This window comes from Coleofasciculaceae cyanobacterium (genome assembly GCA_036703275.1).
Classification (GTDB): Bacteria; Cyanobacteriota; Cyanobacteriia; order Cyanobacteriales; family Xenococcaceae; genus Waterburya.
This window is the reverse complement of record DATNPK010000028.1, coordinates 151,949-167,766: the sequence shown is the minus strand read 5'-3', so window position 1 is coordinate 167,766 and position 15,818 is coordinate 151,949. Positions and strand designations below refer to the sequence as shown.

General features: G+C 39.0%; 12 protein-coding genes. 6 read left to right on the top strand and 6 right to left on the bottom strand.

Annotated features, from left to right (window positions below; translation table 11 throughout):
• Positions 1-167: 167 nt before the first annotated feature.
• The 3 genes from V6C71_07515 to V6C71_07505 are packed head-to-tail and all read right to left on the bottom strand — an operon-like array spanning position 168 to position 4,619.
• Positions 168-2,894 carry a DNA polymerase III subunit alpha gene (locus V6C71_07515; GenBank protein HEY9768344.1) on the bottom strand — a complete coding sequence of 909 codons (2,727 nt, stop codon included), beginning with the start codon at positions 2,892-2,894 and terminating at the stop codon, positions 168-170.
• 22 nt (positions 2,895-2,916) lie between these two features.
• On the bottom strand, positions 2,917-3,138 hold the full coding sequence (locus V6C71_07510; GenBank protein HEY9768343.1) for a hypothetical protein: 222 nt from the start codon (positions 3,136-3,138) through the stop codon (positions 2,917-2,919).
• On the bottom strand, positions 3,138-4,619 hold the full coding sequence (locus V6C71_07505; GenBank protein ID HEY9768342.1) for an amidase: 1,482 nt from the start codon (positions 4,617-4,619) through the stop codon (positions 3,138-3,140). Before V6C71_07505 ends, V6C71_07510 begins: the two co-directional genes overlap by 1 nt.
• A 162-nt stretch (positions 4,620-4,781) precedes the next feature.
• Between V6C71_07505 and V6C71_07500 the strand changes: the two genes are divergently transcribed.
• From V6C71_07500 to V6C71_07490, 3 genes are all read left to right on the top strand, one after another.
• A complete protein-coding gene (locus tag V6C71_07500) occupies positions 4,782-5,123 on the top strand; it encodes a hypothetical protein (GenBank protein HEY9768341.1) in 342 nt (113 codons plus the stop codon).
• A gap of 327 nt (positions 5,124-5,450) precedes the next feature.
• The gene (locus tag V6C71_07495) at positions 5,451-6,218 is read left to right on the top strand and encodes a hypothetical protein (protein ID HEY9768340.1); all 768 of its coding nucleotides are present in this window, start codon (positions 5,451-5,453) and stop codon (positions 6,216-6,218) included.
• A gap of 157 nt (positions 6,219-6,375) precedes the next feature.
• Positions 6,376-7,464, top strand: coding sequence for a DUF1350 family protein (locus V6C71_07490; protein HEY9768339.1), 1,089 nt, complete (start codon positions 6,376-6,378; stop codon positions 7,462-7,464).
• 350 nt (positions 7,465-7,814) lie between these two features.
• Here V6C71_07490 and V6C71_07485 read toward each other — a convergent pair whose 3' ends face one another.
• Positions 7,815-8,477, bottom strand: a complete 663-nt coding sequence (locus V6C71_07485; GenBank protein ID HEY9768338.1) for a class I SAM-dependent methyltransferase — start codon at positions 8,475-8,477, stop codon at positions 7,815-7,817.
• 78 nt (positions 8,478-8,555) lie between these two features.
• Positions 8,556-9,515 (bottom strand): phosphotransferase, encoded by a 960-nt coding sequence (locus V6C71_07480; protein ID HEY9768337.1) that lies wholly within the window; start codon positions 9,513-9,515, stop codon positions 8,556-8,558.
• Positions 9,516-9,687: 172 nt separating this feature from the next.
• On the opposite strand from V6C71_07480, the gene V6C71_07475 reads away from it, so the two are divergent.
• The 3 genes from V6C71_07475 to V6C71_07465 all read left to right on the top strand — a co-directional run bounded on the left by V6C71_07475 (position 9,688) and on the right by V6C71_07465 (position 14,170).
• Entirely contained in the window at positions 9,688-11,583 is a 1,896-nt protein-coding gene (locus V6C71_07475; protein HEY9768336.1) for a GTPase, read from the top strand.
• Positions 11,584-12,021: 438 nt separating this feature from the next.
• On the top strand, positions 12,022-13,584 hold the full coding sequence (locus V6C71_07470) for an NAD(P)H-hydrate dehydratase (protein ID HEY9768335.1): 1,563 nt from the start codon (positions 12,022-12,024) through the stop codon (positions 13,582-13,584).
• Positions 13,585-13,687: 103 nt separating this feature from the next.
• Positions 13,688-14,170 carry a hypothetical protein gene (locus tag V6C71_07465; protein ID HEY9768334.1) on the top strand — a complete coding sequence of 161 codons (483 nt, stop codon included), beginning with the start codon at positions 13,688-13,690 and terminating at the stop codon, positions 14,168-14,170.
• Positions 14,171-14,309: 139 nt separating this feature from the next.
• Here the strand turns inward: V6C71_07465 and V6C71_07460 are convergent, their stop codons facing one another.
• The gene (locus V6C71_07460) at positions 14,310-15,686 is read right to left on the bottom strand and encodes a cytochrome P450 (GenBank protein ID HEY9768333.1); all 1,377 of its coding nucleotides are present in this window, start codon (positions 15,684-15,686) and stop codon (positions 14,310-14,312) included.
• Between the last annotated feature and the right edge of the window lie 132 nt (positions 15,687-15,818).

The following is a 15,818-nucleotide window of genomic DNA, read 5'->3' as shown; positions in this document are numbered from 1 at the left end:
AGTCACAAGTCAGAAGTTTTACTTGCTACTTGCTACTAATGAAGCAAATAACCTATGTGTCCTAACTTAACTTGGTACGGCTATAAGTCACATTGTCCTGCCGGAAGAGGAAATTCTAAAAGCTAATAGCTAATAGCTAATAGCTAGTTAATCAACAGCTTAGTCTATCAAGCATGAAAACTGGTGTAAGTTGCCAACGGCAATATTTTACATTGAGCTGGATCGACTTCTTTAAGTTCCAAACCGCGCTCAAATATTTCATCTATGGGGAGCATTTGCCCTTCAACAGTCATAAATTTATGGTCTTTGGTCGCACAGATAGTTGCATTGTTATCTAAAGTATATTCAAAGACTTCTTGTAAACCGCGATCGTGCCATTGAACAATTGGTTGAGTGTAAACAAAGCCGTGGCGATCGACACTATAAATCGAGCATTTTATTTGCGATTCGACAATTTTGCCAATAGGTAGCGCACCATACTCAACAGTATACACTTCCGTGTCATAACTTAGACAATATTCGGCAAATAATACCATCTGATCGAATAGTTCATTAGCTAATGCTTGTCTCACTCCATTTTTAGCCGAACCATCAATAAACTTCTCTCGATGCTTCTCCATTTCGGCTAATTTCTTCTTACCCATACAGCGACGGAGTAGATCGGCCTCACCTAAAGAATAGCCGGCTAATTCCTGAGCAATCTTCATAATTTGCTCTTGATAGACAATTACGCCATAGGTTTCTTTAAGGATTGATTCTAATAGGGGATGTTGATAACTAACCTTTTCTCTGCCATGTTTGCGATCGATAAAAATCGGAATTAATCCTGCATCTAATGGTCCTGGACGATAGAGAGCAGAAATTGAAGAAATATCTTCAATACCCGAAGGTTTTAAGTCTCTAGTAATCTGCTTCATGCCATCAGATTCTAGTTGAAAAATGCCTTCTAAGTTTCCCGCGCGGAACAGTTTATGAGTCTCTTGAATGTCTGCTGGTAGTTTTTTTTGCTTGCCTTTGGCAATAATTTCCAAAGCTTTTTTTTCATCTAAAGGGATTTGATCTAAGTCTAAAATAACCCCTTTAGTTTTTTTAACCAAGCCTGCTGCTCGTTGAATTGTCGTCAGATTTTTTAAGCCTAAAAAGTCCATTTTCAATAGACCCAAAGCTTCAATATCTTCCATATAATATTGAGTAATTACTGACCCGTCATTATTTTTTTGTAGCGGGACAATTTCGTCTAAGGGTTGGGAAGAGATTACCACGCCAGCAGCATGAACGCCAAAGGTTTTATTAGTACCTTCAATCCGCATCGCCATATCAACCCAGTTACGGATTTCAACCGAGCCAACTTCTTCTTTATTATCGTTATAAATTTTGACGCTTTCGCTTTCGTAAGCTTGTTTAAAACTAGGTTCGGGAGTTCCACTAGAAATCATTACCTTAAGTTTAGTCGGCTTACCCCGTACTACGGGAATCATTTTGGCAAGACGATTTTGCTCGCCAAAGTCAATGCCTAACACCCTACCCACGTCTTTTAAAACCGCCTTAGAAGTCATGCGGTTAAAGGTAATAATTTGCGCAACGTTAGCCTCGCCATATTTTTGGGTAACATATCTAATCATATCGCCACGGCGATCGGGACAGAAATCTGTATCCACATCAGGCATCGATTTCCGTTCGGGATTAAGAAAACGCTCAAATAATAAGCCGTGATGGATTGGATCGATGTTAGTAATTTTGAGACAATATGCCACTAATGAACCTGCTGCGCTTCCCCTACCTGGCCCAACAGGGATATGATTATCTCTAGCATATTTAATATAGTCCCAAACTACCAAAAAGTAGGTGGAAAAACCTTTTTCCTGCATTACCTTAAGTTCTACCTCAAGCCGTTGCATATATATAGGATCGACTTCGTTGTGATTACGACATTTAAGTCTTTCGAGCAATCCTTGACGGGTAACTTCTTCTAAATAACTATCGGCAGTATGTCCCGCAGGTACGGGATAATCAGGGATACGGGGTTCACCTAAAATGTGGTACGGCTGAACTTTATCAGCAACTTCTACGGTATTGGCGATCGCCTCTTGAATTACATCGTCCTCTAAGTGATCGCGGAATAGCAGCTTCATCTCCTCGGCAGACTTGAGATACTCTGTACCGCTATAGCGTAATCGTTTATCATCGGTAATCCGTTTTTGCGTCAGGATACATAACAACGCGTCATGGGCTTCTACGTCATAGCAAGAAATAAAGTGGGAATCATTGGTGGCAATAACTTTAATAGCCAACTTGCGGGCAATATTCACAATTGCCACATTAACCATGCGATCTTCTGGCGAACCATGATCTTGAATCTCTAAGTAATAATCATCGCCAAATAAATCCTGATACCACTTGGCTACTTTCTCCGCGTGGGCTAAATCCCCTTTTAAAATCGCCTGGGGTACTTCTCCTCCCAAACACGCGCTAGTAACAATTAAACCCTCGTGATATTTTGCCAACAGTTCTTTGTTAATACAGGGACGAGCAAAGATACCGCTACCCTGATAGCCTTTGAGATGGGAGATAGTAGTTAATTTAACCAGGTTTTTATATCCCTGAGTATTCTTCGCCAATACCACCTGATGATATTTGCGATGGCGTTTTTTCTTTTCAGTGATATTAACCTCAATGTCACCGTTGATTACATACATCTCATTGCCAATAATTGGCTTAATTCCCTTGTTGCGACAGACTTTAATCAGTTCGATCGCCCCATACATTACTCCGTGATCCGTTAGAGCGATCGCTGGCATATCTAACTCTAAAGCGCGATCGATTAACTGAGGTATTTGAGATGCGCCATCAAGCAAGCTATAGTCGCTGTGAATATGTAAGCCAACAAAAGACATAATTCGATTGATTTTGATTTTCTCAAAGACTAAAACTTATGATAGACGCTAATCCAAAAGAATATACTGAATTGTTATCAAAATTGTTCCTCAAGATAATATTCCTGAGCTTCTCTGCGCGATCGCCTACCTCTGGATCGTGAGTAATTACTACTACCGTCATCCCATAATTATTTAATTCAGCAAAGATCTGCAAAATTTCGGCTGTAGTTTGGGAATCCAATGCCCCTGTATGTAGGTTCATCAGCCAGAAGTACTACGGGACAATTGAAAATTGCCAACTAGTTGATTTATTTTATCGGCGATCGCTAGTAATTCCATTTCTCGCCATCTTTTCCCGACAATTTGCATCCCAATAGGTAAGCCATTTTCAGTTTGTCCGATAGGAATTACAACTACAGGATGTCCTGTAAGATTGAATAACATTGTGTAACCACCATTAGCTAAAAAATAAGGAACTTTGCGTCCTTCTATCGTAATAACTGCACCTTTAGGACGATGAGTAAATGCTGTGGTCATCGCCACGGGACACAGCCATACATCCCAAGCGTTAAAAGCCTTATCCATTTGAGCAATAATGCGATCGCGTTTGGTTAAAGTTTCAAAATATCCTTTAATAGTTGGATTTAACAGTGTAGGTAAGAATTGACTGAGGTTACTGAGATTTCTAAGTTCTTTTTCCCCTTGAGTCGCTTCTCGAAACATCATAGGCAGAGTCTTGCTAGCAGTATCAAAATTTGTTGGCTGAGAATAAACAAAATTTAAGGCTGTTAGCTGATTACAAACTTGAAATGCTTCTTCTAAATCAAATGGGGGAGATGTCCAGCGTTCCATATCCGCACATACTGGTTTGAGTTTATCGACAGCTAAATTTATTGTGGTTTTAATCTCTGAAGCGACAGTCATTTTTTCCCAACTATCAGACCAAACTATTCGTATATTTTGCCAGGATTTTTGGGGAAATTTATCTAGTGGAACAGGAGGAACATCTGGCTGTCGTGGATCTGCACCCACAGTTAAGGATAAACATAATCTTAAATCTTCAATCGAACGGGCAAAAGAACCTACTGTCATTAACTGACGAATACATTTAGACATTCCTGGTGCTTCGGGAATATGTCCTGCTGTTGATATACGGCGAGCCGTTGGCTTTAAAGCAAATACACCACAGAAATGTGCTGGTTGACGAGTCGATCCAGAGGTATCATTACCCAAGTCTAACGCCGAAAAACCACTAGCGATCGCTGCTGCTGAACCACCAGAACTACCTCCAGTTGTGTAATCTAAATTCCAAGGATTATTAACCCGTCCAAAAAGATCGTTGGTACTTTGATAATCGCTTGCCATTTCCGCCAGGTTAGTTTTACCAAGTATAATTGCCCCAGCTTGGCTAAGACGCGCCACAACTGTTGCATCTTGAGTGGGAATATGGTTTTTAAGAGGCTTATAACCTGCGGTAGTCAGTAATCCTGCTGTTTCAAAGGTGTCTTTGATAGTAATAGGAACACCATGTAATACTCCCCAATTCTCACCTTTAGCTAAAGCTTCATCGGCTTCTTTTGCTTTAGTTCTCGCTCTTTCTCTATCTAAAGTTGCGATCGCATTTATCTTGTTATTGTGCTTTTCAATTTGTTCTAAATAAGCATCCAAAACTTCTACTGCGGAAACTTGTTTATCTCGAATTATTTGCGCCAGTTGACTCGCTGTAGCAAATACAATATTCATTTTTAATAATTTATTAGATAGTAAAACTGGTCGAGAAGTTGTCAATATTGAGCAATGTTACAAACAAATTAAAGCCTCAACTGCATAAAAAAATAGACCAGTCGTAACTAGTAAATGTAAGCAAAACACACACTAAATCTTACTTTTACGAGGTCTTAAACCATGAAAAAAACTACATTATCCATTCTTACTGCTGTTATCGCTTTTGCTCCTTTAACTGCTTTCGCACAAGATGCTCAGACTAGCATTCAAGACAATACAAATTCGGCTGCTGCTGTTGGTACTGGTAACCTCATCCACCAAAACGCCGACCAGACTAGCTACCAAAACCAATTAGACTTAGGTGGCTACGGCTATACTACCCCCGAGGCTCAAACTTCCGCACAAATTAACGCTAACGAAGCTGCTGCGATTGGTACTGGTAACTTCATCGGTCAAGATGCGAATCAAACTAATGTTCAAGACCAAGTTGATGTAAATCAATACCTTCCTTACGGCTACTAAGATTCATACCATCAATTCATACCATCATTGTTTTCTAGACTCAATAATACAGCCCTGGCTGACATTAACCAGGGCTAATTCTTTTTTTCAGTTTTTGAGTTGAATATTCAGGCGCTCGCGATATCCTAAGTCATAACTACAGGTATAACTCATGCTCAAAAAAGCAACAATATGAGCTTTTCTATCAGTTTTTCAAGTATTTTTATGAGTTTCATAAGTATTTCATCACGTTAATATCGAGCATAGATAACGAAAGTAAAAGTAAAAGTAAAAATCTACATTCATTATCTAAAAAACCAATTATTTTTTCGAGAGGAAATAGCTAAAATGGCTGAGACTATTAATGTTTCAAATTACGAACTGTTGGTTAAACCGATAATCGACGCTCCATCGTCTCCCAATCGTACCGTTATTCAAGGTTACTTTTTAACGATCTCCAATCCTAGCTTTAGTAATTTAGAAATACAGCTAACTTTCAAAGCTAACACTCCCAATTTTAATTCCAGTTCTTTTGCTGCATTTTGGGATGTCAATGGCACAAATATTGAGCTACCAATAGCAGGAATTTTGAACTGCCTAAAAACTTTTAGGTTCAATCTTCCAGCCTTAGATACAGGTCTATTCTTATTACTACCAGATGTTCGTAAACGTGAAGTAGTAACTAACAGAAATACCGAAATTCGTGGCTATGTTAGACTGTCAATTCCATCAGCTTCTCCAGTTAATGGTCTAGACAGGATGAGGACACTATTGCTTTCTGCACAACAGCGAGGTACTTTTTTACCACAGGGTAATATAACTCCTCCAGCCATAGGCGACTTCGATCAGCAAGCCTATAGTCTGCCACTGGCAAATGGTGGCTCTGAAGTAACCTTAGAAGCAGATCTTGCTTCTCCTTCGATTACTCCTTCGATTACTCTTCCACCCAGACAAATAATATTTGATGCGATTGAAAAAGAACCCAGCTTGCTAAGTAGCATTAGTGATGATCCCTTTGTGCAAAAAATTAGCGAACTTAAACCTGGCGAGCAGCGTCAAATGATCGACGTTTTGTTAGAAAGATTTGACGTTAAGGAAGAGCAATTAACGCGCTAAAACTTATTAGTTAAGCCGTAAAAATTCTTTTGACAAGTTAGGGAAATAGCGAGTGCCGCTAAACACAATAGATGGTACTCGCATTATTTCAGCAAGAAGATTTGAAGTTAACCAAAAGCAAGATCGACTAATCAGTTCGCTAGGGAGTATAACTGTTATGAGCCTGTCCAAAGATTCTGATGCAAATTTACATTTTCAAGCCTTTTCTCATAGTTGGGTCGCGATTCATCCCAACCCCAAAGGTATAATTCAATTCGTGGGTAGCTTTTTTATATTTGGCTCTCTACCAACAGTTTTCTATTATTTTCTACTTAAAAGTTTATACAATCAAGGATACACAATAATCGCTTATCCTAGCTCGGTAATTCCTCCATTGCTTTGGAAAGAAAAGCTGGTGAATCATTGGGGTGCATCGATCCAATTATTATATGAAGAATCTGCTATTAAAGCCGAACTTATTGCATATATATTAGAACAAACTGACCGAAAATCTTTGCAAAAATCTTTAGACGTATATCTCACCCACTCCAACTATTTTTGGTTAGGGCATAGTCTCGGATGTAAGTATATTAGCCTTTTAGAAATTCTCAGTAACGACCCTGAAAATTTGGTAAATAATTTACAACAATGTGGCATCACCAAAAAGCAATTTCAAATAATCGAAAGAGAAGTTGAAAATCTAGAATTTGCTCGAAAAAATAGTGATCGCCAAATAAATACTTTATTAGCTAATAATCAAGTTGATTACCAAATTTCTAGCAAGAGAGCGATTATCGACCAGCCTTCTATTTTTCTAGCACCAGAAATTTATGGCACAGAAGAAATAAATAAAAAAACCAGCTCGGCAATTCCCTTTTTTGGCTTATTTCCTGATGGAAGAACCACAAAATGCTTAATCAATTTAAGCCAAAACTTTTTCGGTTTGACTGCCCTAATTGCTTTCTCTTATGACAACATATCCAAAGATGATATAGAAGCTCTCAGTGCCGAATTAGCTAGTAGATCTAAAAATTTTATTGGCAAATCCTTTGAAGGATATGACCTTAAGCTAAGTAGACTCAGTAGTTTATTAAGCCATCTAAAACCACTAAGTGGTAACGATCGGGCTTTAGCTAACTGTATCAATAATGTGTTCGATGAGCTAAGGAAAAGAGCTATCGCCAATTATGACCCACAAGAAGTTCCATGCGAAGCCAATGAAAACGGTAGTGTGCCAAAAACAAGAGAGAAAAGCAAGAAAATATAAGTAAAACCGACTTTAGTAGCTATTAGCTATTAGCTTCTTAAATTCAATTAAAATTTTCAAATCTCAAAAATCATACCTGGATTCACCAACGCCAAATCATTTTATTTAGCGCGTCGTCTACGCCGTCACATTCTTGGTACTATGCTGGCTACAGCCAACTCAAAAGCACCACCGACAATGCGATCGCTCTTAGGTTCGGTAGTAGTATGATTGAGTTTTCTCAATAAAAACTTATTAATAACTTATCAAAAACTCAAACATGGTTGGTAAGCAAATCAATCATCTGTGTTCATCTGTGGATCTTTTTACAGCAAGATCTAAAACGAATAGATCCACTAACCAATCTTTAATTACAGCTTAAATGCTAAAGTCAAACCATCAGCGATCGCCAGCAAACTAATTTCTACTCTGGTATCTTGATGAAGTTTTTGATTAAATTCACGAATAGCAACCGTTCTTTGCTCCGTATCTTCAGGATCGGCAACACTACCAAACCACAGCACATTGTCTATGGCAACAATACCTCCAGAACGTAATAGGGTTAAAGCTCGCTCATAATAGTTAGCGTAGTTGCGCTTATCGGCATCAATAAAGGCAAAGTCGAAGCTGCCAGACTCACCTGCGGCAATTAATTGATCTAAGGTTTCTAATGCTGGTGCTAGGCGGAAATCTATTTTAGATTCAACTCCTGCTAATTGCCAGTAACGGCGAGCAACTTTTGTGGCTTCAGGATCGCGATCGCAAGCTATAACCTTGCCATCTTCAGGTAGTGCCAACGCTACAGCCAAGGAACTATAGCCTGTAAATACACCAATATCTAAAGTTTTTTTGGCTCCTAACAATTTAATTAGCAACGCCATAAACTGTCCCTGATCGGGAGAGATTTGCATGATGCTGGCTGGATGTTGGTTAGTTTCTTGACGTAATTTGGTTAATACTTCGGGTTCTCGTAGCGATACCGAAAGTAAGTATTTATATACTTTATCGTCTAATCCTAAACTTGCTTTACTCATGATTTATTTAGCTTAGCATTGCACTGACCTTATATTGAAAATACCATCGTTCTCATCATTCGTGGCACGAAGCGATCGTCAGCGAGCGAAATTATTTTTTAAATCGTGTAATCTTTCTAGACATTGATCTAAATATTCAGCGTCAGGCTGTTCACCCCATACAGGCATCATCCTTAAAACATCTCCCATATCCCAGATATCTCTGATGGCTGCAAACGTCGGCATTAACTCTTTTTCCTGCGGGGAGAGTCTTCTCACTGATTCGTAGCCTTCAATAAAACAGTGCCATAATCGAGCATCAATATCCCAAAATGCAATCAAATCATAAGCTCGCCAGCCATAACCACAGTGGTCGAAATCGAGGATAGTAAATCCTAAATCTCGCTCAAAATGAATATTGGTTTCGTTTAAATCTCCGTGAATCAAGCCAAAATTTGCTGATGTTTTGCTTAATCCTCGAACATTTTGTAATAGTTGTTCATAGGTAGACTGAAAAAAATCTAAATTTTGTTTATTTTTACTCAATAAATGATGCTTTAAAATTTGGATTGGCTCAACCAAAATCTTATCTAAATCTAGACTATAGCGATAATAATTACTGTAAAAATGCTTTGTCGTCGTATGTAAGGTAGCAATTATTTTACCTAGCTGATAGATATTTTGTTCATTAATACTTAGGTCAAATTTTTTACCTTTGGCAAAATTAAACAAAGCAAAATAGCGAATATGATCGTTGAATTTAGCAGATGATAGATATTCTTGGCGATTATTCTTAATCGGTGAGGAAACTGGTATGTTCTGTGCGGTTAAATATTCAAGTAAGTCTAACTCAAATTTAAAGTCATCAGAACTTTGAATGTAATATTTATTATTCAAATAAATTCGTAAAACAAATTTTTGCTTAGCTGTTTTAACTTGGTAGTTATGGTTAAATCCCGATCCAATCAGCTTAATTGATAGTGGCGATCGCAAATTGTAATGTTTATCTAATACTGATTTAAGCTGTTGTGCGGGGATTAGTTGGTTGGCAATTGACATAGTTGAATAGCCAATTTAGCTACGAATAAGAATACTATCAGTTTAATGATGAATTGAACAACTTTCATCGGCAGGTATTCCTTATTTCATCTGATCGAGAGCATCTTTTAACTTTGTCACTCCATGAAAAATATCGCTAGGATAAACAGGGTGAAAAGGCGAGGAAAAAGCAATGGTAAGTATCAAACCTTGGCAAGTCGCGGTTTTAGTTTTTCCAATTGCAGCTATTATAGTTTTTTTATTAGTGGCAGCAGGTTCACAAATTCATGATTGGGGTATTAACTGGATTTGGGGCTTAGTTGTCCTGGTTTTTGCGGTGTGGCGGTGGCTGTTAGCCAAATGGACAAAATCACCTCTGGCAGAGATCGAATCAGCGATCGAAGAAATTAACGAAGAACTAGAGCAAAATTCCGAACTAAATGCAGCAGTAGACAAACAACAGCAAATTACTGCCTCGTTACAGCAGATTATTGCCAAAACCCAAACAGATGAGCCAATTTGGGAGGACTGGCAGACTTTTTGGCAGCGATGTCAGGAATTAGTCAGCGCGATCGCTCATGTTTATAATCCTCAAGTTAAACGCCCTCTGCTAAATATTTATCTTCCCCAAGCTTACGGGCTGATTCGCGGTACTGTAGATGATACTGACCGTGTAATGCAAAAGTTGTCTCCTGTCTTGAATCGGGTTTCGATTGGACAGGCGGTAGAAGCCTTTGAAGTATATCGTAAATTAGAACCCTCAGCACGCAAACTGACTCAAGCGTTCAAATGGTCACAATGGTTAATTAATCCCGCAGCTGCAGCCGCAAACGTAGCAACGAAAAAGTTTAATAATCAGGCAAATCAAGAGTTACTTTTGAATCTAGGTCAATTAATTAGGGAAGTAGCATTGAGAAACTTAGCGCAACAGGCGATCGCACTTTATGGCGATAAAACTATCACCCTGCCTGAAGTTACACCTACTGCCTTACCCAAAGCCAAAACTCAAACCCTCAAAGAGATCTTACAATCAGTCGAACCCCAAACAGAAGTCGAGCAAAAGCCAGTTAATATTATTCTGGTTGGGCGTACTGGCGCAGGTAAAAGTAGCGTGATCAATACCCTCTTTCAAGCAGAGAAAGCAGAGGTAGATGTATTACCCAGTACCGATAAAATCCAAAATTATCGCTGGCAAACACCGAATCAAGAAGTCTTAAACCTCTTAGATACTCCTGGTTATGAACAGGTAAACCGCCCTGAACTTTGGGAACAGGTTTTAGATTATGCAGCAACAGCGGATTTATTGTTATTGGTAACACCAGCACTCGATCCTGCTTTACAAATGGATCTAGACTTTTTACAAGCTTTAAAACAAGATCTCCCAGATTTAAGCGCTGTGGGAATTGTGACACAGGTCGATCGCCTGCGCCCAATTCGAGAATGGAATCCTCCTTATGATTGGCGTGAAGGCACTCTACCTAAAGAAAAATCAATCCGCGATGCAACTATTTATCGTGTTGAACAATTAGGAGATATTTGCGATCTAATCCTGCCGATCGTGACCGAAGATCGGACAAATAATCGCTCGGCTTGGAATGTAGAAGCCTTATCTTTAGAGTTAGTTCAGGCGATCGCTCCAGCTAAACAACTACGTCTGGCACGTTTTTTAAGAGATATCGAAGCCCGTAGTACCGCAGCAGCCCGAATAATCGATCGCTATACGCGTCAAATGGCAACCAGTCAAGGTTTAACCGCTTTCCTCAAAAGTCCGATTCTGCAATTTATCTCGACGATGACTACAGGGAATCGTACCTTAGCTTATGTTTTGGCGCAACAAATTCCCGTCGAACAAGCACCAGTGGTGATGGGCAAACTGCAAATGGCTTATGATTTATATACCTTGTTGAATAATGACTCTAGTATTAATAACTTCGATCTACGTTCAATTTGGTCTTTGTTATTAGAAAACAATGGAGTAGGTAATAACAATGCTTGGGCGTTTGGTCATGCTCTAGTGGAATATTGGACTAAAGATCTTAGTTCTGACCAATTACGCGATCGCTATAATTTCTATTTGGAACAAACATAGGCTTCTGGCATTCATAAAAAGCTGAGTCATGACTATTACTGTAAAAATTACTTTGTCTTTACTTTAGACTAATAAAAATCATCTATTTTTCTAAGATGCGAACATTTATAGTAGCGAGCATTATTCTGTAAATCTAATATTTGTCAGCAATCGATTACTTTACCTAATAATTAAGTTACAAATAATAAAATAACAGATTATTTGTCAAAGGCAATAAATTGGTACTGAAATACCTCGCCAAAGATCTCGGCAAAAATTCATAACTATTAATCGAAGCATTGCTAATTTAAAGCTAAGAGCTAAGAGCTATATGCGTAGCGGTATCCTTTAGGAAAAGCTAAAAATAAACAAATCAAGAAGACAATTTACCTGAAGCGTATTGTATTGGTATAACCTGATGATAGAGCTTGTAGGTTGTATAACACCGACTAGAAAACCATGAGAAACATAGTCGAAACCATTGTTGTCTCTGCTGGACAGATGCAGCAAATTGAATCACAAATTTTTGCAGCGGGAATGCCTGTGGCTGCGTTGATGGAAAAAGCAGCAACACTCTGTGCTGAGAGAATTAAAAACTTATATCCCTTACCTCAAACTGCCTCAGTGGGAATTTTAGTGGGTCCAGGACATAATGGTGGAGATGGTTTAGTAATCGCTCGCGAATTATATTTAGCTGGATATCAGATTAAGGTTTACCGCCCATTTCTTAAACTCAAACAATTAACTACTCAACACGCTAATTATGTGGCTAGCTTAGAGATTGCTTTTTACGAAGAAATTGAACCTCTGAGAGAATGCCAGTTAATAATTGATGGTTTATTTGGCTTTGGCTTAACTCGCGATTTATCAGACAACATCGCTGAATCTATCGAGCTGCTCAATAGCTGGTCAAAACAGATTGTGAGTATCGATCTTCCCTCTGGGATACATACCGACACGGGGGCAGTTATGGGTGTCGCGATTAAAGCTACTCATACTCTTTGTTTGGGTTTATGGAAACGAGCTTTTTTTCAGGATCGAGCCTTAGAATATCTGGGCAATAGTGTCAGAATTGATTTTGGTCTGCTACGACATCAGATCTGGTCAGTTTTACCCCAGCCAGCACCCGTCAGACAGCTAACCAAGGCGATCGCCCTCGACTTTCTGCCTCTACCTCGCCCTGCTATTACTTATAAATACCGTCAGGGACATTTACTCTTAATCTGCGGCTCTCGTCGCTATACAGGAGCGGCTATTTTAACTGCCTTGGGTGCTAGAGCTAGCGGAGTAGGAATGTTGTCGGTTGCTGTGCCAGAGTCGCTAAAATCGTTACTCACCAGTCATTTACCAGAAGCTTTGATTGTAGGCTGTCCCGAAAATAAGGAAGGTGCGATCGCTTCTTTACCCGTTTCCACCGCCGATCTAAACCAGTTCGATCTCATTGCCTGTGGTCCAGGTTTAACTACTGATGCCCAATCTGTAGTTAACAAAGTCTTAAAGTCAGAATGTCCAATAGTTTTGGATGCCGATGGCATAAATATATTAGCAGAGCATAATGTAGCTGAAGTCTTAAACGACAGATCCAACTCAACAATTTTAACCCCCCATATCGGAGAATTTAAACGCCTATTTGCTGAGATTACTGATACTGACGATCGCCTTACCGCAGTGCAAACCGCAGCCGAAAAAAGCAGCGCGATAATTTTACTCAAAGGAGCAAAAACGGCGATCGCTAATTCGCAAGGCTTAATTTGGTTAATTCCCGAAAGTACCCCAGCCTTAGCTAGAGGCGGCAGTGGAGATATCTTAACAGGCTTAACTGCGGGTTTGGCAGCACAAAGTAGTAAAACACAAAGCAGCAGTTTATTTGATGCGGTAGCTACTGCTGCCTGGTGGCACGCCCAAGCGGGAATTAAAGCAGCTAAAGACCATACCGAACTTGGCGTAGATGCTACCACTCTTGCTCAATATTTAACGCCAACCATTAATGAGCTATTTAAGCATACGTCTGAAGTGAATTAAAATTGCGTTTTACTTAACTCTTACTTTACTTAGATAGCTAATAGCTATTAGCTAATAGCTCGTTTTATAACTAACGTCCTAATCTATCAGTTCACTTGCTATCATGTTTGAATCTTTGTTATTAAGTTCTACGATTTTAATTAGTCAATTATCTAATGCCGATTCTGATTTTATCCAGCTAAAAACTCAGCTAGAAAATTCTGGATTTAAGGTCAATATTGCTATTCCGCCAGACTTTAATCTTGCCAATCAACAAATAGACTTTCAGCGACGCAGTGTCAGAAAACCCTATGGAGTACTAAACGCCAAGAGTAAATCAATTTGGATTAATCCGATTGTATTTGAATTAGGCATTAGCAACGCGGTTTTAATCCACGAAACCGTTCATGCTGCTCAATACTGTGCGGGTAATGGCAACATCCAAACTCTTGGCTTAGATATTGAACCAATTAGACAGGCTCAACCGTTTTTTAAAAGATATGTTGACACCTATAGTCAAGCAGTAGAAAAAGAAGCTTATGCTGTACAAACTCAACCTAATAGTTACGAATTAGCTCAGTCTTTATTAGAAAAACATTGTCAATGAATAGTCTTGGCGACTTTAACGGACTCTGACCAAGTGAAAAAATTCTGTTTAACCCAATCCATACCTAATTCATTATTTAACTTATGCGACAAGTAAAAATACAATGTCGCCAATTAGCTAAATAAATTAAGTTGTAAATCTAATTCTTAATGGCTTTGACTCTCATTTTTACGCCACCAGCAGGAGTAAAAGTGAAACCACGACGCGCTGATTGTAAAGGGCGATTGTCTAATAGTTCTAATTCTGCATGAGACAAAATAGTAGTTAAGACTAATTTCATTTCAAACAAAGCAAAAGCATAACCCAAACAGCGACGATTTCCTCCACCAAAGGGTAAAAATTCATAGGGTGAAAATTGTCTGGCTAAAAATCTTTCTGGCTTGAATTTTTGAGGTTCGGGATAAATATCTTCCCGTTGATGAGTTAAATATATAGAAGGAAGAAGTAATGTTCCAGGTTCAAACTGGTATCCCATCAGTTCAAAAGGTGCTTTGAGTTGACGAGTGACAAAAACCACCACGGGATTCAATCTTAGGGTTTCCGATACTACTGCATCGAGATAGGGAAGCTTAATGATATCGGTAAACTGGGCATTTTCGGCAAGAGAGCTTAATTCTGTTCGGCATTTGTGACCGACTTCTCGAAGTCGATGTAACCAATAAAAAGACCAAGCTAGAGAACTTGCTGTAGTTTCGTGTCCTGCAAACAACATAGTCATCAATTCATCTTGTATTTCCCCATCACTCATTGCTTGACCATCTTCGTATCGTACTTCTAAGAGTAAACTCAGAATATCTTCCCCCAAAGTATCAGGATTATTTCTACGACGATCGCATTCTGCTTGTAAAATGTCTCGAATCTGGCGTTTTTGTCGCAAAAATTTACTCCAAGGGGTCAAAGCACCTAAGTCTTTTTGTAACGCAGGGAAAAAGAGAAAAAAGGAATTTAACGGCGAGTTAAATATTTGCAACCAATCAACCAAAATTGCTTTCAGGCGATCATATCTCTGTCCTTCATCTAAGCCAAATATTGTCCTGAGAATAATTTGTAGCGAGATTTCTTGAGTGTAATCGCGGATACAGATAGTCTGACCGACTTGCCATTGATTGATAACCTCTTTAGTTACCTCGACCATAGTTCGACCATAGCTTTTCATTCTTTCTCCATGAAAAGGAGGCATTAGTAACTTCCGATGTCTTTTGTGTTCGACTCCATCGAGTAATAGCAAAGAGCGATCGCCTAATAAAACTCTAATAGGTGCATTAGATTGCTGACTTACTTCAAACAAACTCGGATCGGCAGTAAAAACTCGTTCGATTGCTTTCGGGTTGCTAAAAATTACATTAGGAGGGAATAGCGAAGATTGAGGTGCGTAAAAAATCTCGCCATACTTTTGCTGGTATCTTTCTAATGTACCAAACTGATCTAATAATGCACGGATCATTATTGCGATCGCGGGATCTTTTACCGTTGGGGGTAGTTTGGTTTTGTTGTCGGGTGAAGTTACGGTAGTCATGGGTAATAATATTTGTTCCGTAAACAATATAGTTAAAACACGACAAGTAAAATATCGTTATGTCGCAAGTTAGAGATAGCGATGAATCATAACGATAGAGAAATATCTTAAGGCAATAGTTTATAGCTCTCC

Coding starts and splice junctions, on each gene's coding strand:
- V6C71_07515 (HEY9768344.1), bottom strand. CDS start 2,894: ATGTCTTTTGTTGGCTTACATATTCACAGCGACTATAGCTTGCTTGAT.
- V6C71_07510 (HEY9768343.1), bottom strand. CDS start 3,138: ATGAACCTACATACAGGGGCATTGGATTCCCAAACTACAGCCGAAATT.
- V6C71_07505 (HEY9768342.1), bottom strand. CDS start 4,619: ATGAATATTGTATTTGCTACAGCGAGTCAACTGGCGCAAATAATTCGA.
- V6C71_07500 (HEY9768341.1), top strand. CDS start 4,782: ATGAAAAAAACTACATTATCCATTCTTACTGCTGTTATCGCTTTTGCT.
- V6C71_07495 (HEY9768340.1), top strand. CDS start 5,451: ATGGCTGAGACTATTAATGTTTCAAATTACGAACTGTTGGTTAAACCG.
- V6C71_07490 (HEY9768339.1), top strand. CDS start 6,376: ATGAGCCTGTCCAAAGATTCTGATGCAAATTTACATTTTCAAGCCTTT.
- V6C71_07485 (HEY9768338.1), bottom strand. CDS start 8,477: ATGAGTAAAGCAAGTTTAGGATTAGACGATAAAGTATATAAATACTTA.
- V6C71_07480 (HEY9768337.1), bottom strand. CDS start 9,515: ATGTCAATTGCCAACCAACTAATCCCCGCACAACAGCTTAAATCAGTA.
- V6C71_07475 (HEY9768336.1), top strand. CDS start 9,688: ATGGTAAGTATCAAACCTTGGCAAGTCGCGGTTTTAGTTTTTCCAATT.
- V6C71_07470 (HEY9768335.1), top strand. CDS start 12,022: ATGAGAAACATAGTCGAAACCATTGTTGTCTCTGCTGGACAGATGCAG.
- V6C71_07465 (HEY9768334.1), top strand. CDS start 13,688: ATGTTTGAATCTTTGTTATTAAGTTCTACGATTTTAATTAGTCAATTA.
- V6C71_07460 (HEY9768333.1), bottom strand. CDS start 15,686: ATGACTACCGTAACTTCACCCGACAACAAAACCAAACTACCCCCAACG.